The following is a 15,225-nucleotide window of genomic DNA, read 5'->3' as shown; positions in this document are numbered from 1 at the left end:
ATGTATTAGTGGCCGACAGACCATCAATACATATGCTGTCCACCATTGATGGAGAGGGTCGAGCCGGTCACGAATCCGGCCTCGTCCGCGACCAGGAACAGAACACCGCGAGCGATTTCCGAGGCCTGGCCCAGGCGGCCGACCGGGATCTTAGCGACGATCTTCTCCAGCACCTGCGGCGGCACGGCGCGCACCATGTCGGTGTCGATATAGCCGGGCGCGATCGCGTTCACGGTGATGTTCTTGGCGGCGCCTTCCTGCGCCAGGGCCTTGGTGAAGCCGTGGATGCCGGATTTGGCGGCGGCGTAGTTCACCTGGCCATATTGTCCGGCCTGGCCGTTGATCGAGCCGATATTGACGATGCGGCCGAAGCCGCGCTCGCGCATGCTGTCGATGACGCAGCGGCACATGTTGAAGCAGGAGGAAAGGTTGGTGTGGATGACCGCCTCCCATTGCTCGGCCGTCATCTTGTGGAGCGTGCCGTCGCGGGTGATGCCGGCATTGTTGACCACGATATCGACCGGGCCCAGCTCGGCGGTGATCCTGGCGATGCCGGCCTTCACCTGATTGAAGTCGGAAACGTCGATCTTGTAGGCGGGAATGCCGGTCTCATGGGTGAAGGCCTTGGCCTTCGCCTCGTCGCCGCCATATACCGCCGCCACCTTGTAACCGGCCGCCTTCAGCGCCAGGCTGATCGCCTCGCCGATGCCGCGCGTTCCGCCCGTCACCACTGCCACTCGTTGCATTCAATTCCTCCCTGGTTCGTTTTTTTGTTTGGTGATTCACTTGGCGCTTCACCCTCTCCCTTCAGGGGGAGGGCCGGGGTGGGGGTGGTATCACGCGCGGTGACGCAGATTCGTCACCCATGCCCCCCACCCAACCCTCCCCCTGAAGGGAGAGGGCCCTTATCGTTAGCGTTCCACGCACCCAAAGCGTTAGCGCTCCACGCACATGGCGATGCCCATGCCGCCGCCGATGCAGAGCGTGGCGAGGCCTTTCTTGGCGTTGCGCTTCTGCATTTCGTGGAGCAGCGTCACCAGCACGCGCGCACCCGAGGCGCCGATGGGGTGGCCGAGCGCGATGGCGCCGCCATTGACGTTGACCTTCGCGATGTCCCAGCCCAACTCCTTGTTGACCGCGCAGGCCTGCGCCGCGAAGGCCTCATTGGCTTCGATGAGGTCGAGGTCGGACGGCTTCCAGCCCGCCTTGGCGAGTGCCGCTTGGCTCGCCGGAATGGGACCGGAGCCCATGATGGCCGGATCGACGCCGACGGTCGCCCAGCTGACGATGCGGGCCAAGGGGGTGAGGCCGCGCTTCGCGGCCTCGGCGGCGCTCATCAGCACCGTGCCGGCGGCGCCGTCATTGATGCCCGAGGCATTGCCCGCCGTCACCGTGCCGCCATCGCCGCGCACGAAGGCCGGGCGCAGCTTGGCCAGGCTCTCGGCGGTCGTGCCATGCTTGGGATATTCGTCTTCCGTGACGACGACGTCGCCCTTGCGGCCGGCGATGGTGACGGGCGTGATTTCGTCCTTGAACCTGCCGGCCTTCATCGCGGCTTCGGCCTTCTGCTGGCTGGCGGCGGCGAAGGCATCCTGCTGGTCGCGGGTGATCTGCCATTTCCGCGCCACGTTCTCGGCCGTGTTGCCCATGTGATAGCCGTTGAAGGCGTCCCACAACCCGTCCTTGATCATCGTGTCGATCATCTCGGCATTGCCCATCTTGGTGCCGTTCCGCAAGTGCATCGCATGCGGCGCCTGGCTCATGCTCTCCTGGCCGCCGGCCACCACGATGTTGCTGTCGCCGTTGCGGATCGCCTGATAGCCCAGCGCCACCGCGCGCAGGCCCGAGCCGCACAGCTGGTTGATGCCATAGGCCGTCTTCTCATTGGGGATGCCGGCGCCGATGGCGGCCTGGCGCGCGGGGTTCTGCCCGGCACCCGCCGCCAGCACCTGGCCCAGGATCACCTCGTCGATTTCGGCCGCCGCGACCTTGGCGCGCGCCAGCAGATCCTTGATCACGGTCTGGCCCAGCACATGCGCCGGCACGCCGGAAAGCGCCCCATTGAACGCCCCGATGGCGGTGCGCGAAGCGGCGACAATGACGACGTCAGTTGAATTGGCCATGGGTCTCATCCTCCGGTAGCGGAATTTTTGAAGTTTGTTGCAATGCAGCGAGAACCCTAGGGGAAATACCCAGTGCGCTGCAAGCCTCCTTTCGTCCAGCCGATATCCCCCGCGCCCATCGGCCGCGCAAGCGCCATCGGACACGCCGGCCGACCGAGCGGTCAAGCGACAAGTTGGGGACCGCATCGCGGATCGCGGCGGGGCTCGCTTTCGGCAGCCATCACTTGCGGCCCCCCTCCCGGCCTCCCCCTTGAAGGTGGGAGGAGATGAGAGCGAGGTGGTTGCAACAGCGGCTCCTCCCACCTTCAAGGGGGAGGCCGGGAGGGGGGCCGAGTTGAAGACTTTTCCCAACGTTTCTCCCAACACCCACCAGGAATTGCTCGGGCAGATAAGCCGGCCGTTCGTCTCGGCCGTGACGGGTGCTGCTGCCTGCAGCACCGAAGGGGAACCCGGTCACCGCATCGGGTCCAGCGGGGGCCGACTTGTCCTAAGGCGGCCCGCAGGGAGCGTCCTGTGACCCGGGACTCGCGGGGGATCGCTCATCCAGCCGATCCGGGAGGCCGGTTCGCCACCGGCCCAGGCTGCTCCAAACGTGGGAGCGATATCGCGGCCTGCGCCCCATTGGAGGCTTGCGCCGTAGACAACCGAGCAATTCCGGCTGGGTGCCGGAGGTAATGTGTGCACCTTTTGTCTAGTACCAAATTCCCAAGATTTTGTCAAGAACAAAATAGGAACACAGAGACATATACCGGAGACCCGTCGCTTACCCCCTCACCCTGACCCGTCACCCCGCGAGGGGAGAGGGAATGAGGTGCCGCTGACAAGGATCATCACAACCGACGGCTATTGCAGGCCTGTGCAAAAGCCCCTCTCCCTCCGCCGCGCATGTCGGCATTCGCCTCCGGGCGGGAGAGGGGTTGGGGTGAGGGGGCTTTTCGTGCGCAGCCATTGTGAGAGAGGGGAAGGTCGAACCTTGCCGCGCCTGGCCGCGACGGAATTCTTGCCATGACCCGACGCCAACTCCTGCTCCGAATGGCCGGTGCGATGCTGCCCCTCGGCGGCGCCGCGTGGAGCGCCCGTGCCGATGTGCCGCCGGCCCCCTTCATCTTCTGGGTCGAACGCTTCTACCGCGCAACTGGCGGCAAGGCTCAAGCGCGAAGGCCGCGCCACGCCGGAGAACCAACAGGGCGCCGAGCCGACGCTGGCCTGGCCCTTACGCGACTATCTGACAGCCGAGATGCAAACCCTCTTCGACGCCGCACAAGGCAGGCCCCTCGCAGCCGACACGCCGGACGGCCCGATCCTCGATTATGTCTTCGGCTGGAGCGCACTCCCGGGCCGCGAGATCGAACTCATCTCCGTCCGTGCGGCGCCCTGGTGGCAAAGCCTCGTCACGCGCGACCTCGCATGCGTGACACTCACCATCAACGGCAATGCGCGCGAGCTCACCTTGCGCGGCGAATACTGCGCAGAAATCTACACCTGGCAAATCGCCGACATCGACTACGGCGATGGGGCGGGGGAGACGTTGCGGGTGAGGTTGGAGCGGGTGGAGGGCTAGCGAAGCCGCATTGGCAAATTGCTGCTCCTGTCTTCAATTCCAATAAAACTATGTCAGATCAGTACAGTTTAGCACTGGAATAACCAGTTCTTAGAACAGATCGTCATCATCGTCCTGAGGCTCATCATCATCTTCTTCGTCATCGTCGTACATGCTGATCCTTCGCTCAATTGCCTCAGCAACAGTATTAAACTGCTTCTCATCAATATTCTCGAAGACCACTGGCAAATTCTGCGGCTCAAAAATGACGACGTTTGATTTGGCCATGCCTTCAATAAGCTGCTGGTCAATCTGGATGTTTTCTATCGATGGCCACTTCCTGCTTACCCACTCAAGCATCAATGGCCAATAAGCACCTGTCGCTGATTCCAGGCTAAGAAGTTCGGCGGCGGTTTCAAAGGCAGCTTTCTTGACCAAGCCTTCGGCGACACAATTTAGCAGCGCAACAATCGTGAGAGCCCCGCAGTTTCGGATAATGTTATCAGCGATTCCGGGGGCAATGCTTATCGATAGTCTCAAACACGCGTAGATTGCCCAGCAAACTTCGCTATCATTTCCCAGTCGGCCGTGGCGATCTAGAATTGCTTCCAAGATTTTCTTCCAAGAGCCTATATCAAGATCGCCCTTAGTAAGGTGCCGCCAAACAATAACTCGCACGACGTAATCTACTGTGTGGCCAAAATGAACTGAAGCCCGTTTCAGAAAAGGCTCGATTGAGTCCCAGTGATCCCAGCGAAACTTGGACTGGTCCAAATACCTCAAAGTGTACTTTAAAACTCCATCATCATTGCCAGCAACCGTCATGGAGAAAGCGGATTCCAAAGCTGCTCGCAACCGTTCTGCGGCCCGACGCCCCTTTGAATCAAGGGCTCCATCTAGTTTCGAGGCGATGTCGCTGGGCCAATCATCTGAGAAGCGAAAGTTTTCAGAGTAAATCTGAGTCTTGGACTCGTTGATGTCCAATTCGTATTCGCGAATACACTCTCGATAACGCCATAGCGCCGTCTCAACGTCTGCGTGAGAGTTCGCGCCAATCCATACGTCGTCAACATGTCGAAGGACAGCGCAGTGCTTTGCTTCATGTTGTTTTGAGAAAGACACGTCGATGGCCGTTGCTATCAGTTCGGCAATTGCCCTTGAGGCATCGGGGCCAACTGGAATGCCTATAGTTTGTCCATCCTGGCCACATCGGAAAATGTAATCGACACGATTGAATGGCACCTTTCTTGAGCTTGGACTTCTGTCAATCTTTGAAGCGGACTTGCCATGGATGGCCCAGGGTATCGAATGTGTATATATGGAGTGATAGAAGCGAGAGATGTCAGTTTTAGCGATGAAGCGAAATTCAGATAATCTTGCCAGTCGAGTTCTTTCAAGTTCGCTGTGGCTAGTTATATCAAGCGCCCTTGCGCCGTCCGGCCTATGAACAGGCGCTGATAGACTGTATGCGCTATTGCTGTAGAAATTTTCTATATCTTTCCAATTTGAGGAGCAAAACTCAGCTAAATCGCTTCCTGTCACGGGATGCACCACCGAAAATGTTCGCCGAGTCATCCCGCGCTTTGATGCGTCGTAAGGTGATGAGCGCACGGGTTTTTTTGCATCGCTTAGATAAGTGCCCTTTGCGGCATTCTTTTCCAGGTAGTCTGCGATTTTGGAACTGGTAAAAGCCGGAGGCATATTCTCCGGCAAATAACCTGACTCAAGGAGTGCGCGTTTCAATGTCATGAGCTACAATTTATTGTAGAAATACATCCTTTGCAATTGCTAACCTCTTAGGTGCGCCCACCCTCTTTCAAAATATGAGCTCTCACTTCATCAAGTTCGCAAACTGCGGGCAGATCGCCTTGGCGCGGGCGCTGACCTGGCCGTGTCTTGCGGGGTTTTCGGTCTTGTCGAACTGGAACCATTTGGCGAGCGCGGGGTCCGAGGGGGCGCGGCCTTCGATCATATCGACGAGGCGCTGCACGTCGGCTTCGGGGATGTCGGCGAGAACCGACTTCATGCCGCATTCAAAGACAGCTTGCCGATTGCCGGCGGCCACGCGCGACGTGTTGAACATCGCATCGGGATCCTTGTTGAATTTCTCTTGCGCCAGCGCCATGAAGCGCGCCTTGGCTGGGTTCTTTGCTGGATCGATGACGGAGAAATCTTCCGCCGCCGCCGTGCCGATGCAGGCCGCGAGCATGAGTACCGTCAATAGTATCCTGCGTGTCATCGATCTTCCGCTCTAGCGATGTCTATTGGACGACCACGGTAAGTCATTCGATCTATCGTGGCTCATTTAACCGACGCGGCCGGCCGGCGGTTGAAATCGGCAGCCATCGCGCGTCTCGCAAGCATACTAACCCACCACTCGCGGATTCAGCGCTGGGAAATCGCGCTGGTGCCAGTAGGGATAGACCGGGACTTTTTCGCTCACGGCGTCGAGGCGCTTGATCTGGTCTGGTGAGAGTTTCCAGCCTGTGGCACCCAGATTCTGTTTCAGCTGTTCTTCGGTCCGGGCGCCGAGGACGAGGTTGCAGACGGTCGGGCGCCGCAGGAGCCAGTTGAGGGCCACTTGTGCCACGGACTTTTCCGTTTCCTTGGCGACTGCATCCAGCACATCGACCACGTCGTAGAGGAACTCGTCGGCGACCGTTGGGCCGCCTTCGGCGCCGCCGGATCTGATGCGGCCGGACTGGTCGGGGGCGCCGCGGCGGATCTTGCCGGTGAGGCGGCCCCAGCCCAAGGGGCTCCACACCATGGTGCCGAGGCCCTGGTCGAGGGCCAGCGGCATGATCTCTTCCTCATAGTCGCGGCCGATCAGCGAATAATAGCCCTGATAGACGACATAGCGGGCGAGGCCGTATTTCTCGGAAACGCTGAGCGCCTTCATCGCGTGCCAGCCGCTGAAGTTCGAGCAGCCGATATAGCGCACCTTGCCCGACGTGACGAGGTCGTCCAAGGCGGACAATGTTTCTTCAACAGGTGTCAGTGCATCGAAGCCGTGCATGAAATAGATGTCGATATGATCGGTCTGCAGGCGCTTGAGGCTTGCCTCCGCCGCGCGGACGAGGTGATAGCGCGAGGAGCCTTTCTCGTTGGGCCCGTCGCCCATGGCGAAGGTCGCCTTGGTCGAGATGAGGGCCTGATGGCGCTTGCCCTTCAGGGCCGCCCCCAGGATCGTTTCGGCGAGCCCGTCGGAATAGACATCGGCCGTGTCGAAGAAGTTGACGCCGTGATCGAGACAGAGATCGACCTGACGGTTGCCCGCTTGGCTGTCTACCGCGCCCCATTTGTCGAAGAACTCATTGCCGCCGCCGAAGGTGGCGGTGCCGAAGCTCAGGACGGGAACGTGCAGGCCGGAACGGCCAAGCTGACGATATTCCATGATGTCTTTTCCCTCACATCGATTCATATGTTCATATGTAGGTGGATTTAGGCGCTGGCGAGGAGACTAACTCCATGGGCCGCTCCGGTTCCACCATGAGCGTAGCAGGGGATTGGGCGCGCTATCTGCCCTTCTTGGGTTCGGCACTCTGCGCGGTGGCTTCGGCGATGCGTTCGCGGAAGCCGGCATCGGCCACGATGTCGCTGAGCTTGAAATTCTCCACCACGATTCCTTCCGCGTTCGCCTCGGTGAAATCGGCCTTGGCGAGGCGGCAATCGACGATGACGGTCGGATAGACCGTATCCTTGTGGCCCTTGATCTTGATGATCTCGGGGCTGAGGTCGGCGTTGCGGAAGATGGCGCCGTCGAGGATGCTGTTGGTGAATTTGGCGCCGCACAATTCCGCCGAGGTGAGGTCGGCGCGGGTGAGATCCGTGCCGGTGAAATTGGCGAGGTTGCTCTTGGCGCCTCGGAGGTTGGTGCCGCGCAGCTTGGCGTTGGTGAAGGTGGCGCCGGTAAGCTTGCTGCCGGCGAGGTCGAGGCCGGAAAGATCGGCGCCGGAGAAATCGGCGCGCTGGCCCTTCTCGCCGCCGGTCGCCACCCATTCGCCGTGGGATTCGATGAGCGCCTTCAGCCGCACGATGGCGTCGGGGGAATCGTCGACCTGCAGGCTGTGCGAGGTGTCGACATAGCCTTCCATCGCACTCGAAAGATCGACGCCGAAAAGGTTGGCGTCCTTCAAGGTCACATGGTCGAGCTTGGCGCCGGTCACCTTGGCATGGTCGAGCCTGGCGCCGGTGAGATCGCTGTTGGAAAGATTGGCGCCGCTGAGATCGGCGCCCCTGAGCTGGGTCCCGGAAAGATCGGCGCCGATCATCTCCGCCCCGCGCAGATTGGCGCCGGAGAGATTGGCGTTGCGGATGACGGCGCCGTTGATCTTGGCGCGCTCGAGGTTGGCGCCGCTCAGGGTCAGCTGGTTCATCTCCGATTTGTCGCGCAGGGCCGTGGCGCCGCCATCGACCAGCAGATTGCCGCTGCGGAGGTCGGCGCCGGAAAGATGCGCCTTGGTGAAATTGGCGCCCGTCAGCTGCGCGCCGCGCAGATTGGCGTCCGCGCAATTGGCGCCGGTGAGGTCGCTGCCCGAAAGATCGGCGCCGTAAAGATCGGCGCCTTCGAGCTGCGCGCCGGTGAGGTCGCAATTGACGAGGCGCGCGCCCACCATCTTGGCCTTGGCGAGATTGATGCCGCGCAGCGATGCGCCTTCGAGGTTGAACTTGCTCAGATCGACCCGGCGGCCGCCTTTTTCATTGGCCAGCCACAGCCTGTGCGCGGCCAGCGCCCCCCACAGCTCGTCGATTTCCATGCCGCCCTCGGTCGACATCGCCGCCTAATCGATGGTGAGGACAAGCGCCAGCTTGTCCTCGTGGCGGAGGATGGATTTCTTGGCCCGCTTGGCCACTGGAATCTTCGAACGGATGCAATGGGTCAGCAGCAAGGCGCCGAGAATCTCGCTCTTCAGTTCGACCGTGCGGCCTTCCGGCTTCTCGCCGCCCTTGATCGTGACGGTCACCTGCAGGTCTTCCTCGCCGACGATGGCGATGCGGCCCAGGCTCTCCTTCTCGCCGATCTTGTTGGTCGACAGCAGATAGTGGAGAATCGCCGTGGCCAACTCGTCCATGGTGAAGACCAGCCGCCGCCATTCGGAAATCATCGCTGAATAAATCCCCCTCGTACGCAGTGCAGCCGGTCTCCCGGTCCGTTCGTTCGCCGGCGAAGACGCTGCCCCCAACACAGTCGGCACGCTATACCGTGGCGGCACGGTATACTGTGGCGGAAATAAAGTGAAGTATCTCCGGCTTTATTCCCGCTGCTGTTCCTGACGCCGCTCCAATATTCGGCGGCTGCGTCAATGGACCGTTCGGTAAAGCAAAATCCCCAGCATGACGAGGCCGAGCGCGATCCGGTAATAGGCGAAGGGGGCAAAGCCGTGCCGGCCGACGAAGCCGATCGCGGTCCGTACCACGATCAGCGCCGTCACAAAGGCGCAAAGAAAGCCGATGCCGATCAGCGCCAGACCCTGCGTGTCGAGATCGTGCCAGTTCTTGTAGAGATCGTAGGCGGTCGCGGCCACCATGGTGGGGATGGCGAGGAAGAAGGAGAACTCGGTCGCCGTCCGGCGGTCGATGCCCATCAGCATGCCGCCCATGATGGTGGCGGCGGCACGGCTCACACCGGGGATCATGGCGACGCATTGGAAGAAACCCACGGCGAGCGCGCGCCGCAGCGTGATTTCCTCGGCCGCATGAAAACGCGGGACGGGGCGGAAGCGCTCGATCAGCAGCATGGCGACGCCGCCCACCACCAGCATCGTCGAAACGACCAGCGGCGAGAACAGGACGTTCTTGATGACCCTGTAAGCCAGCGCGCCGACCACCATGGAGGGGAGGAAAGCCGCCAGGATCACGGCGGTGAAATGCCGCGCCGGCGCGCTGTCATGGAGATGCGCCGCCGTGGCGAGGAGCTTGCCGCGATAGACCCAGCTCACCGCCAGGATCGCGCCCAGCTGGATGACGATTTCGAACAGCTTGCCGCTGGGGCCCGCGAACCCCAGCAGGTCGATGAGCAGAATGAGATGGCCGGTGGAGGAAACGGGCAGGAATTCGGTAAGGCCCTCGACCAGCCCCAGGAGGGCGGCCTGCGCCACGCTGATGATGTCCATGAATATCCGGCTTGCTGCGATTGCGAAGGTTGGGCTCAGGCTTAATGTCTTAGGGGCACATTGTCACGGCTCTTACCCGCATTATCGGAGAAACATTTCTGAGACCTTGCCGTTGGTTCGGTGCAGCGCGACGACCTCGATCGCTGCGGAAGCGACGATTGCCAACAAGGAAAGGATCACGTCATGGCGAACCAGCAGAACCCCGAAAATCCGCGCGCGGCGCAGCAGAACCAGCAGAATCCCAGCGAACGCGAGCGCCAGGACAAGAGCAAACAGGGCCAGCAGCAGCAAGGCACGCCCGGCCAGCCGCGCCAGCCTGGCCAGAACCCGGATGCCGACCGTCAGCGTCAGCAATCCCAGGGCGGCGACGAGCGCGACATGGTCGGCAAGGATACGGATGGCGACGGCAAGGTCGTCCAGCCGGGCCAGAAGCCGGGCCAGAGCCACGGCACGGGGATCAAGCCGGATCAGAAACGCTGACCCGTCTCGAATCCCGGGAAAGAGGAACCCGCGCCTAGCCCAGGGCGCGGGCTTTTTTCGCCTATTGCGCCCGCATCCAGGCCGCAACCGGCTCCCACACCGACGGCGCGGCGTGGCGGCCGACCATCATGCCGATATGGCCGGCATTGGGAACCATCTCCTCGACAAGCCGCAACCGCTTGCCGAGTGCCCGCGAACTGCCCGGCGGCACGATGCGGTCGGCGCTGGGAATGACATTGAGCACCCGCCGCTCGAGGCCCGCCGGATCGACCGCCTGGCCGGCGATCTTCCAGCTCAGATTCTGCGGCGCGTTCTCGCCGTACCAGCCGATAAGGCATTCGCGCGCCACAGGGGCAGCGAGGCTGATCCCGTCATTGAGCCAGTCTTCCAGCGCCACGAAGCGCCGCGCGGCCGGGCTGTCCGGGTCGAGCGTGCCGAAATACTGGAACTTCTTGAGGACCTGAAACGGGTCGAGGCCGGAGAAGAAGGCCTGCAGCATATCGACCGGCAGTTCGCCGAGTATCTGCAGGACCGGTTCCAGCTGCCGCCCGATCTGCCCCATCATCTGCGCATGCGGGGCGTTCTCGGCGTGAAAATCCCAGGGTGTCGCGAGGCAGACGAGGCCGGCGATGTCCGCCTGCCGGCGCAAAGCGAGGCCGAGTGCCAGATTGCCGCCCATGCAGTAGCCGACCAGGTAGACCGGCCCGCCCGGTTCGCGCTTCACCGCGTCCAGCGCCTTGTCGAGGCGACCGGCAATGTAGTCGGTCAAGGTGAAGCCGCGCTCCAGATAGCCCGGGCCGTCCCAATCGACGACGAAGGGATCGAAGCCATGGGCATCGAGCCAGCGCAGGAAGGACGCGTCCTTCTCCAGATCGAGCACATAAAAGCGGTTCACCAGCGACGGGATGACCAGCACGCGCGGCCGGCGCGGATCCTTTCCGGCCGGCTCGGCCATGCGGTAGTCGCGCAGCTTGGTCGTTCCTTCGTCCCACAGGACCGGCGCCGGTTCGGCCGTCCGGGTATAGGCATGCTTGCGATAGGCCTCGATGCCGGTGAGCAGCTGGCCGAAGCGGCGGCGCCCTTCAGCTTGCAGCGCCGTCATCAGCGCCGCCGGATCCGCCCGGCCGATCCGGGGCCCGAGTTCGGCGAGGCTTTGCTGCAGCTGCCTTAGGCTTGGCGGGGGGCTTTCGCCTTGATTTCGGGCCGGGTTGTTCCGCCAGCTGTTCAAGGCGGCGTTCAATGCCGGCAAGGCGGCGGCTGAGTTCGTCCAGGTCGCCGCCGCGAGGCTCAGGTGCTGCGGCAGCGGCCGCGGACCCAGGCGGTGTGGCCTTTTGCCGTTCGGGTGCGGGCTCTCCGTTTGCACGTGTCTCTCCCTTCCACCAATCCTGCGCCATCCAGCTTTGCGTCATCCTGGCCCAGGCCCTGGTCAGATCCTCGCCCGAAGTCCCGCCCTGGCCGCCCATCTGGCCCAATTGGCTCAGCCACATGCCGGGAAGGGGCATCGCCGCCATCAGGCGGGCAGCCTGGGCGGCGAGGTCCGGATTGGCGGCAACGGCCGTCAGCTGGTCCTGCCACAGATCCAGCAGGCGCCGCGCCAGCTCTTCCAGTTCTGGGGCGCCCGCCCCAGTGCCTGCCTCGCCCCCGCCCGCCTGCTTTCCCGTTTCATCAGTCATTTAGCGACTATAGCCCGGCGGGCAAGGGGAGGGAACCCGGGCTTTGCTGCACTGCCTCAAGACCGGCATCCATGGCGGTTTCGCGTTGCAGCGACCGCATTGCCATATGCCCCCGCTCTAGTGCTATGCTGCGTTCAGGCGGCGGGAATTCTTTCCGATCACCTTGCTGCAATGCGCCGGACGCGGCGCCAAAAAGTCAGTGCAAAGGGTTTTACCGCAGGGGAGTAGATGATGGCTTTGCCAGGTGACCAGAACAAAGGCGACCAAGCCAAGTCCGGCGACAAGCAGGCGCCCGTCCGCATCAAGAAATACGCCAACCGCCGTCTCTACAACACGGCGACCAGTTCCTATGTGACGCTCGACTATCTCGCCCAGATGGTGCGCGAAGGTCTGGACTTCACGGTCGAGGACGCCAAATCGGGCGAGGACATCACCCGCTCGGTGCTGACCCAGATCATCGTCGAAGAGGAATCGAAAGGGCAGAACATGCTGCCCATCAATTTCCTGCGCCAGCTCATCAGCCTCTATGGCGACAATCTCCAGTTCCTGGTGCCGGGCTATCTGGAAAAGAGCATGGAGAGCTTCGCCACCAACCAGGAGCAGATCCGCCAGTACATGAAGGATAACTTCGCCAACGTCCTGCCGCTCGACCGGCTCGAAGAGATGTCGAAGCAGAACATGGCCTTCTTCCAGCAGGCAATGAGCATGTGGAACCCCTTCAAGGTCGGCTCGACCGGTCCGTCGGCCCCGGGCGCCGAACCCAAGCCGGAAGCGCCGGCCGCGCGCGGCGAAGAACTCTCCGACCTCAAGGCCCAGATGCAGGCCCTGCAGCGCCAGCTGGAACAGCTGACCAAGTCGGGGCAGAAGGCGGATTGAGAGCCAGGTCGTTTTCGACACTCGTATCGTCATGCCCGGGGATGACGAGAAGAGTGAATAGTCCATCGCAAAAGGCTTTAAGAAGATATGCGCGCGAAGATCAACGGGACTGAGCTTTTCATCGCGGCGACCGGCCCGGAAGATAAGCCGGCCCTCATCCTCAATCACTCGCTGGCCACCAGCCATGAGATGTGGGGCCTGCAATTGCCGGTCTTCGCGCGCCATTTCCGTGTCGTCGCCTTCGACATGCGCGGCCACGGCGCCAGCGCGGCACCCAAGGCCGCCTATACGCTCGACCAGCTGGCCGACGATGTCGTCGGTGTCGCCGATCACCTGGGGTTGAAGCGGTTCAGCTTCATCGGCCTTTCCATCGGCGGCATGATCGGGCAGACGCTCGGCTTCCGTCATGGCGCGCGGCTCGAGAAACTCATCCTCTCCAGCACGCTCATGGGCTCGGTCGGCGCCGAAGGTGCCAAGGCCTGGGACGAGCGCAATGCGCTGGTGAAGGAGAAGGGGGTCGCGAACCAGATCGACGGCACCATGGCGCGCTGGCTCTCGGCCGATTTCCAGAAACATGCGCCGCGGACGTCGCAATGGATCCGCGACCTCATCGCAGCCACGCCGGCCGACGGCTATGCCGGCTGCGGCGAGGCGATCAAGGGCATGAAGCTGACCGCCGACAAGATCGCCACCATCAAGACCCCGACCCTGGTCATCGCCGGCGAAAAGGATCCGGGGGCGACACCCGCCATGGGCGCCGAGATCGCGGCGGCGATACCGGGTGCCAAGTCTTATGTCATTCCGGGCGGTTATCATCTCTGCAATGTCGAATTCCCGCATCTCTTCACCGAGCATGCGCTGAGCTTCCTGCTCGGAAAAGGCAATGGCTGACGGGGCGCGGAGCCCCGTGACTTCCCGACCAGCAGCATCGCCCGACAGCAATCTGCTGCGCGGCGTGCCTGCGCTCTTCGTGCTGCTTTGGGCGACGGGCTTCATGGTGGCGAAATACGCCATCCCCTATGCGGCACCCTTCACGATCCTCACCATGCGCTTCGCGCTCGCGAGCACCATGATGGCGGTGATCGGCCTCATCTTCGGCGCGCGCTGGCCGCGAACGCTGCGCGAGATCGGCCATATCGCGGTCACCGGCATCCTGCTGCAGGCAGTCTATCTCGGCGGCTGTTATGCGGCGATCTATGCGGGCCTTCCTTCCGGCATGGTGGCGCTGATCGCCGGACTGCAGCCGATCGTGACGGCGGCGCTGGCGGGGCCTTTGCTCGGCGAAAGATTGCGTGCGCTGCAATGGCTGGGCGCCGGCCTCGGCTTCGTCGGGCTCACCATGGTCATCTGGCACCGGCTCGTCTTCGACGGCGGCCATCTCTGGGCGCTGTTCTTTGCCTTCGTGCAATTGGCGGGAATCACCGCGGCGACGCTCTATCAGAAACGGTTCAGTCCCAATGCCGATCTGAAGGCGGGTGCCGCCATCCAATATGCCGCCGCGACACTCGTGCTGCTGCCGGTCATGCTGTTCATCGGCGTCGGCGAGATCGACTGGCAGCCGCAGTTCATCATCGCCATGGGCTGGATCGTCGTCGTGCTGTCCGGCATCTCGATCGCGCTCCTCACCTGGATGATTCAGCGCGGTGCCGCGTCGAAGGTTGCCAGCCTTTTCTATCTCACGCCGCCGGTCGCCGCTCTGGGCGGCTATTTCATGTTCGATGAGCGGTTGGATACGCTGGCTTTCTGCGGCATGGGTGTGGTGGCACTGGGCGTCTTTCTGGTCAATCGTAACGATCGTGGGCGCAACGATCGCGGGCGCAAATGACCGAAAGCGAGATGATCGAACGGCGCCGCTATCGCCCCGAACCGGGGCAGGAACTGCGCGTCTTCGCCTATGGCTCGCTGATGTGGCGGCCGGATTTTCCCTTCATCGATATCCAGCCCGCGACGCTCCATGGCTATCACCGTGCCTTCTGCATCACCTCGACGCATTATCGCGGTTCCGATACGCATCCCGGCCTGGTGCTGGGGCTCGATCGCGGCGGGCAATGCCTGGGCCGCGTCTATCGCGTGGCACCGGAAGATGCCGAAGCGACCGCCGATTATCTGCATCGGCGTGAAATGATCACCGGCGTCTACATTCCGCGTTTGCTCAAGGTGCGCCTGCCCGACGACAGCGATGTGACAGCGCTGTCTTATGTGGCCGACCGCAAGCATCCGCAATATGCCGGCAAGCTTTCGGCGGAAGAGGTGGCCGCGCGAATCCGCGATGCCGTCGGCATCGCCGGTCCCAATGTCGAATATCTGCGCAATACGGTGCAGCATCTCGACGAAATGGGCATCGGCGATTGTGCGCTGCACAGTATTTTACGCATGCTCAACGGACCTAAAGCGGCTACATAGAGGCCCATCCTAAACCG

At 62.3% G+C, this 15,225-nt stretch carries 16 protein-coding genes; 6 read left to right on the top strand and 10 right to left on the bottom strand.

What is annotated here, in order from left to right; genetic code table 11:
• Positions 1-23 precede the first annotated feature (23 nt).
• Both phbB and ACE3TY_RS16215 read right to left on the bottom strand, forming a co-directional pair.
• Positions 24-746, bottom strand: coding sequence for an acetoacetyl-CoA reductase (phbB, locus tag ACE3TY_RS16220; RefSeq protein WP_374654824.1), 723 nt, complete (start codon positions 744-746; stop codon positions 24-26).
• Positions 747-935: 189 nt separating this feature from the next.
• Complete coding sequence (locus tag ACE3TY_RS16215; RefSeq protein ID WP_374654822.1) at positions 936-2,123, bottom strand: acetyl-CoA C-acetyltransferase; 1,188 nt, start codon at positions 2,121-2,123, stop codon at positions 936-938.
• 1,084 nt (positions 2,124-3,207) lie between these two features.
• Between ACE3TY_RS16215 and ACE3TY_RS16210 the strand changes: the two genes are divergently transcribed.
• Positions 3,208-3,684 (top strand): hypothetical protein, encoded by a 477-nt coding sequence (locus ACE3TY_RS16210; RefSeq protein ID WP_374654820.1) that lies wholly within the window; start codon positions 3,208-3,210, stop codon positions 3,682-3,684.
• A 90-nt stretch (positions 3,685-3,774) separates the two neighbouring features.
• Here ACE3TY_RS16210 and ACE3TY_RS16205 read toward each other — a convergent pair whose 3' ends face one another.
• The 6 genes from ACE3TY_RS16205 to ACE3TY_RS16180 all read right to left on the bottom strand — a co-directional run bounded on the left by ACE3TY_RS16205 (position 3,775) and on the right by ACE3TY_RS16180 (position 9,776).
• The gene (locus tag ACE3TY_RS16205; protein WP_374654818.1) at positions 3,775-5,412 is read right to left on the bottom strand and encodes an RNA-directed DNA polymerase; all 1,638 of its coding nucleotides are present in this window, start codon (positions 5,410-5,412) and stop codon (positions 3,775-3,777) included.
• 82 nt (positions 5,413-5,494) lie between these two features.
• The gene (locus ACE3TY_RS16200) at positions 5,495-5,902 is read right to left on the bottom strand and encodes a hypothetical protein (protein ID WP_374654816.1); all 408 of its coding nucleotides are present in this window, start codon (positions 5,900-5,902) and stop codon (positions 5,495-5,497) included.
• 126 nt (positions 5,903-6,028) lie between these two features.
• Positions 6,029-7,057: an aldo/keto reductase gene (locus tag ACE3TY_RS16195; RefSeq protein WP_374654814.1), complete on the bottom strand. Its 1,029-nt coding sequence runs from the start codon at positions 7,055-7,057 to the stop codon at positions 6,029-6,031.
• Between the two features lie 121 nt (positions 7,058-7,178).
• Entirely contained in the window at positions 7,179-8,438 is a 1,260-nt protein-coding gene (locus ACE3TY_RS16190) for a pentapeptide repeat-containing protein (RefSeq protein ID WP_374654812.1), read from the bottom strand.
• A gap of 6 nt (positions 8,439-8,444) precedes the next feature.
• Entirely contained in the window at positions 8,445-8,768 is a 324-nt protein-coding gene (locus ACE3TY_RS16185) for a hypothetical protein (RefSeq protein ID WP_374654810.1), read from the bottom strand.
• A gap of 195 nt (positions 8,769-8,963) precedes the next feature.
• Entirely contained in the window at positions 8,964-9,776 is an 813-nt protein-coding gene (locus tag ACE3TY_RS16180) for an undecaprenyl-diphosphate phosphatase (RefSeq protein ID WP_374654808.1), read from the bottom strand.
• Positions 9,777-9,959: 183 nt separating this feature from the next.
• On the opposite strand from ACE3TY_RS16180, the gene ACE3TY_RS16175 reads away from it, so the two are divergent.
• Positions 9,960-10,256 (top strand): hypothetical protein, encoded by a 297-nt coding sequence (locus ACE3TY_RS16175; RefSeq protein WP_374654806.1) that lies wholly within the window; start codon positions 9,960-9,962, stop codon positions 10,254-10,256.
• A gap of 61 nt (positions 10,257-10,317) precedes the next feature.
• On the opposite strand, the gene ACE3TY_RS16170 is transcribed toward ACE3TY_RS16175, so the two are convergent.
• Positions 10,318-11,358 (bottom strand): alpha/beta fold hydrolase, encoded by a 1,041-nt coding sequence (locus ACE3TY_RS16170; RefSeq protein WP_374654804.1) that lies wholly within the window; start codon positions 11,356-11,358, stop codon positions 10,318-10,320.
• Positions 11,339-11,929 (bottom strand): hypothetical protein, encoded by a 591-nt coding sequence (locus tag ACE3TY_RS16165; RefSeq protein WP_374654802.1) that lies wholly within the window; start codon positions 11,927-11,929, stop codon positions 11,339-11,341. The genes ACE3TY_RS16170 and ACE3TY_RS16165 overlap by 20 nt, the downstream gene beginning before the upstream one ends.
• Before the next feature lie 228 nt (positions 11,930-12,157).
• Between ACE3TY_RS16165 and phaR the strand changes: the two genes are divergently transcribed.
• From phaR to ACE3TY_RS16145, 4 genes are all read left to right on the top strand, one after another.
• On the top strand, positions 12,158-12,805 hold the full coding sequence (gene phaR / locus ACE3TY_RS16160) for a polyhydroxyalkanoate synthesis repressor PhaR (RefSeq protein ID WP_374654800.1): 648 nt from the start codon (positions 12,158-12,160) through the stop codon (positions 12,803-12,805).
• An 87-nt stretch (positions 12,806-12,892) separates the two neighbouring features.
• Complete coding sequence (locus ACE3TY_RS16155) at positions 12,893-13,696, top strand: alpha/beta fold hydrolase (protein WP_374654798.1); 804 nt, start codon at positions 12,893-12,895, stop codon at positions 13,694-13,696.
• A 16-nt stretch (positions 13,697-13,712) separates the two neighbouring features.
• Positions 13,713-14,630 (top strand): DMT family transporter, encoded by a 918-nt coding sequence (locus ACE3TY_RS16150; RefSeq protein ID WP_374654796.1) that lies wholly within the window; start codon positions 13,713-13,715, stop codon positions 14,628-14,630.
• A complete protein-coding gene (locus ACE3TY_RS16145; protein WP_374654794.1) occupies positions 14,627-15,208 on the top strand; it encodes a gamma-glutamylcyclotransferase in 582 nt (193 codons plus the stop codon). Before ACE3TY_RS16150 ends, ACE3TY_RS16145 begins: the two co-directional genes overlap by 4 nt.
• Positions 15,209-15,225 lie beyond the last annotated feature (17 nt).

This window comes from Dongia sp. (assembly GCF_041918875.1).
Classification (GTDB): domain Bacteria; phylum Pseudomonadota; class Alphaproteobacteria; order Dongiales; family Dongiaceae; genus Dongia.
Note: the sequence above shows the minus strand (reverse complement) of the source record. Positions and strands in the feature narration are given on the sequence as shown.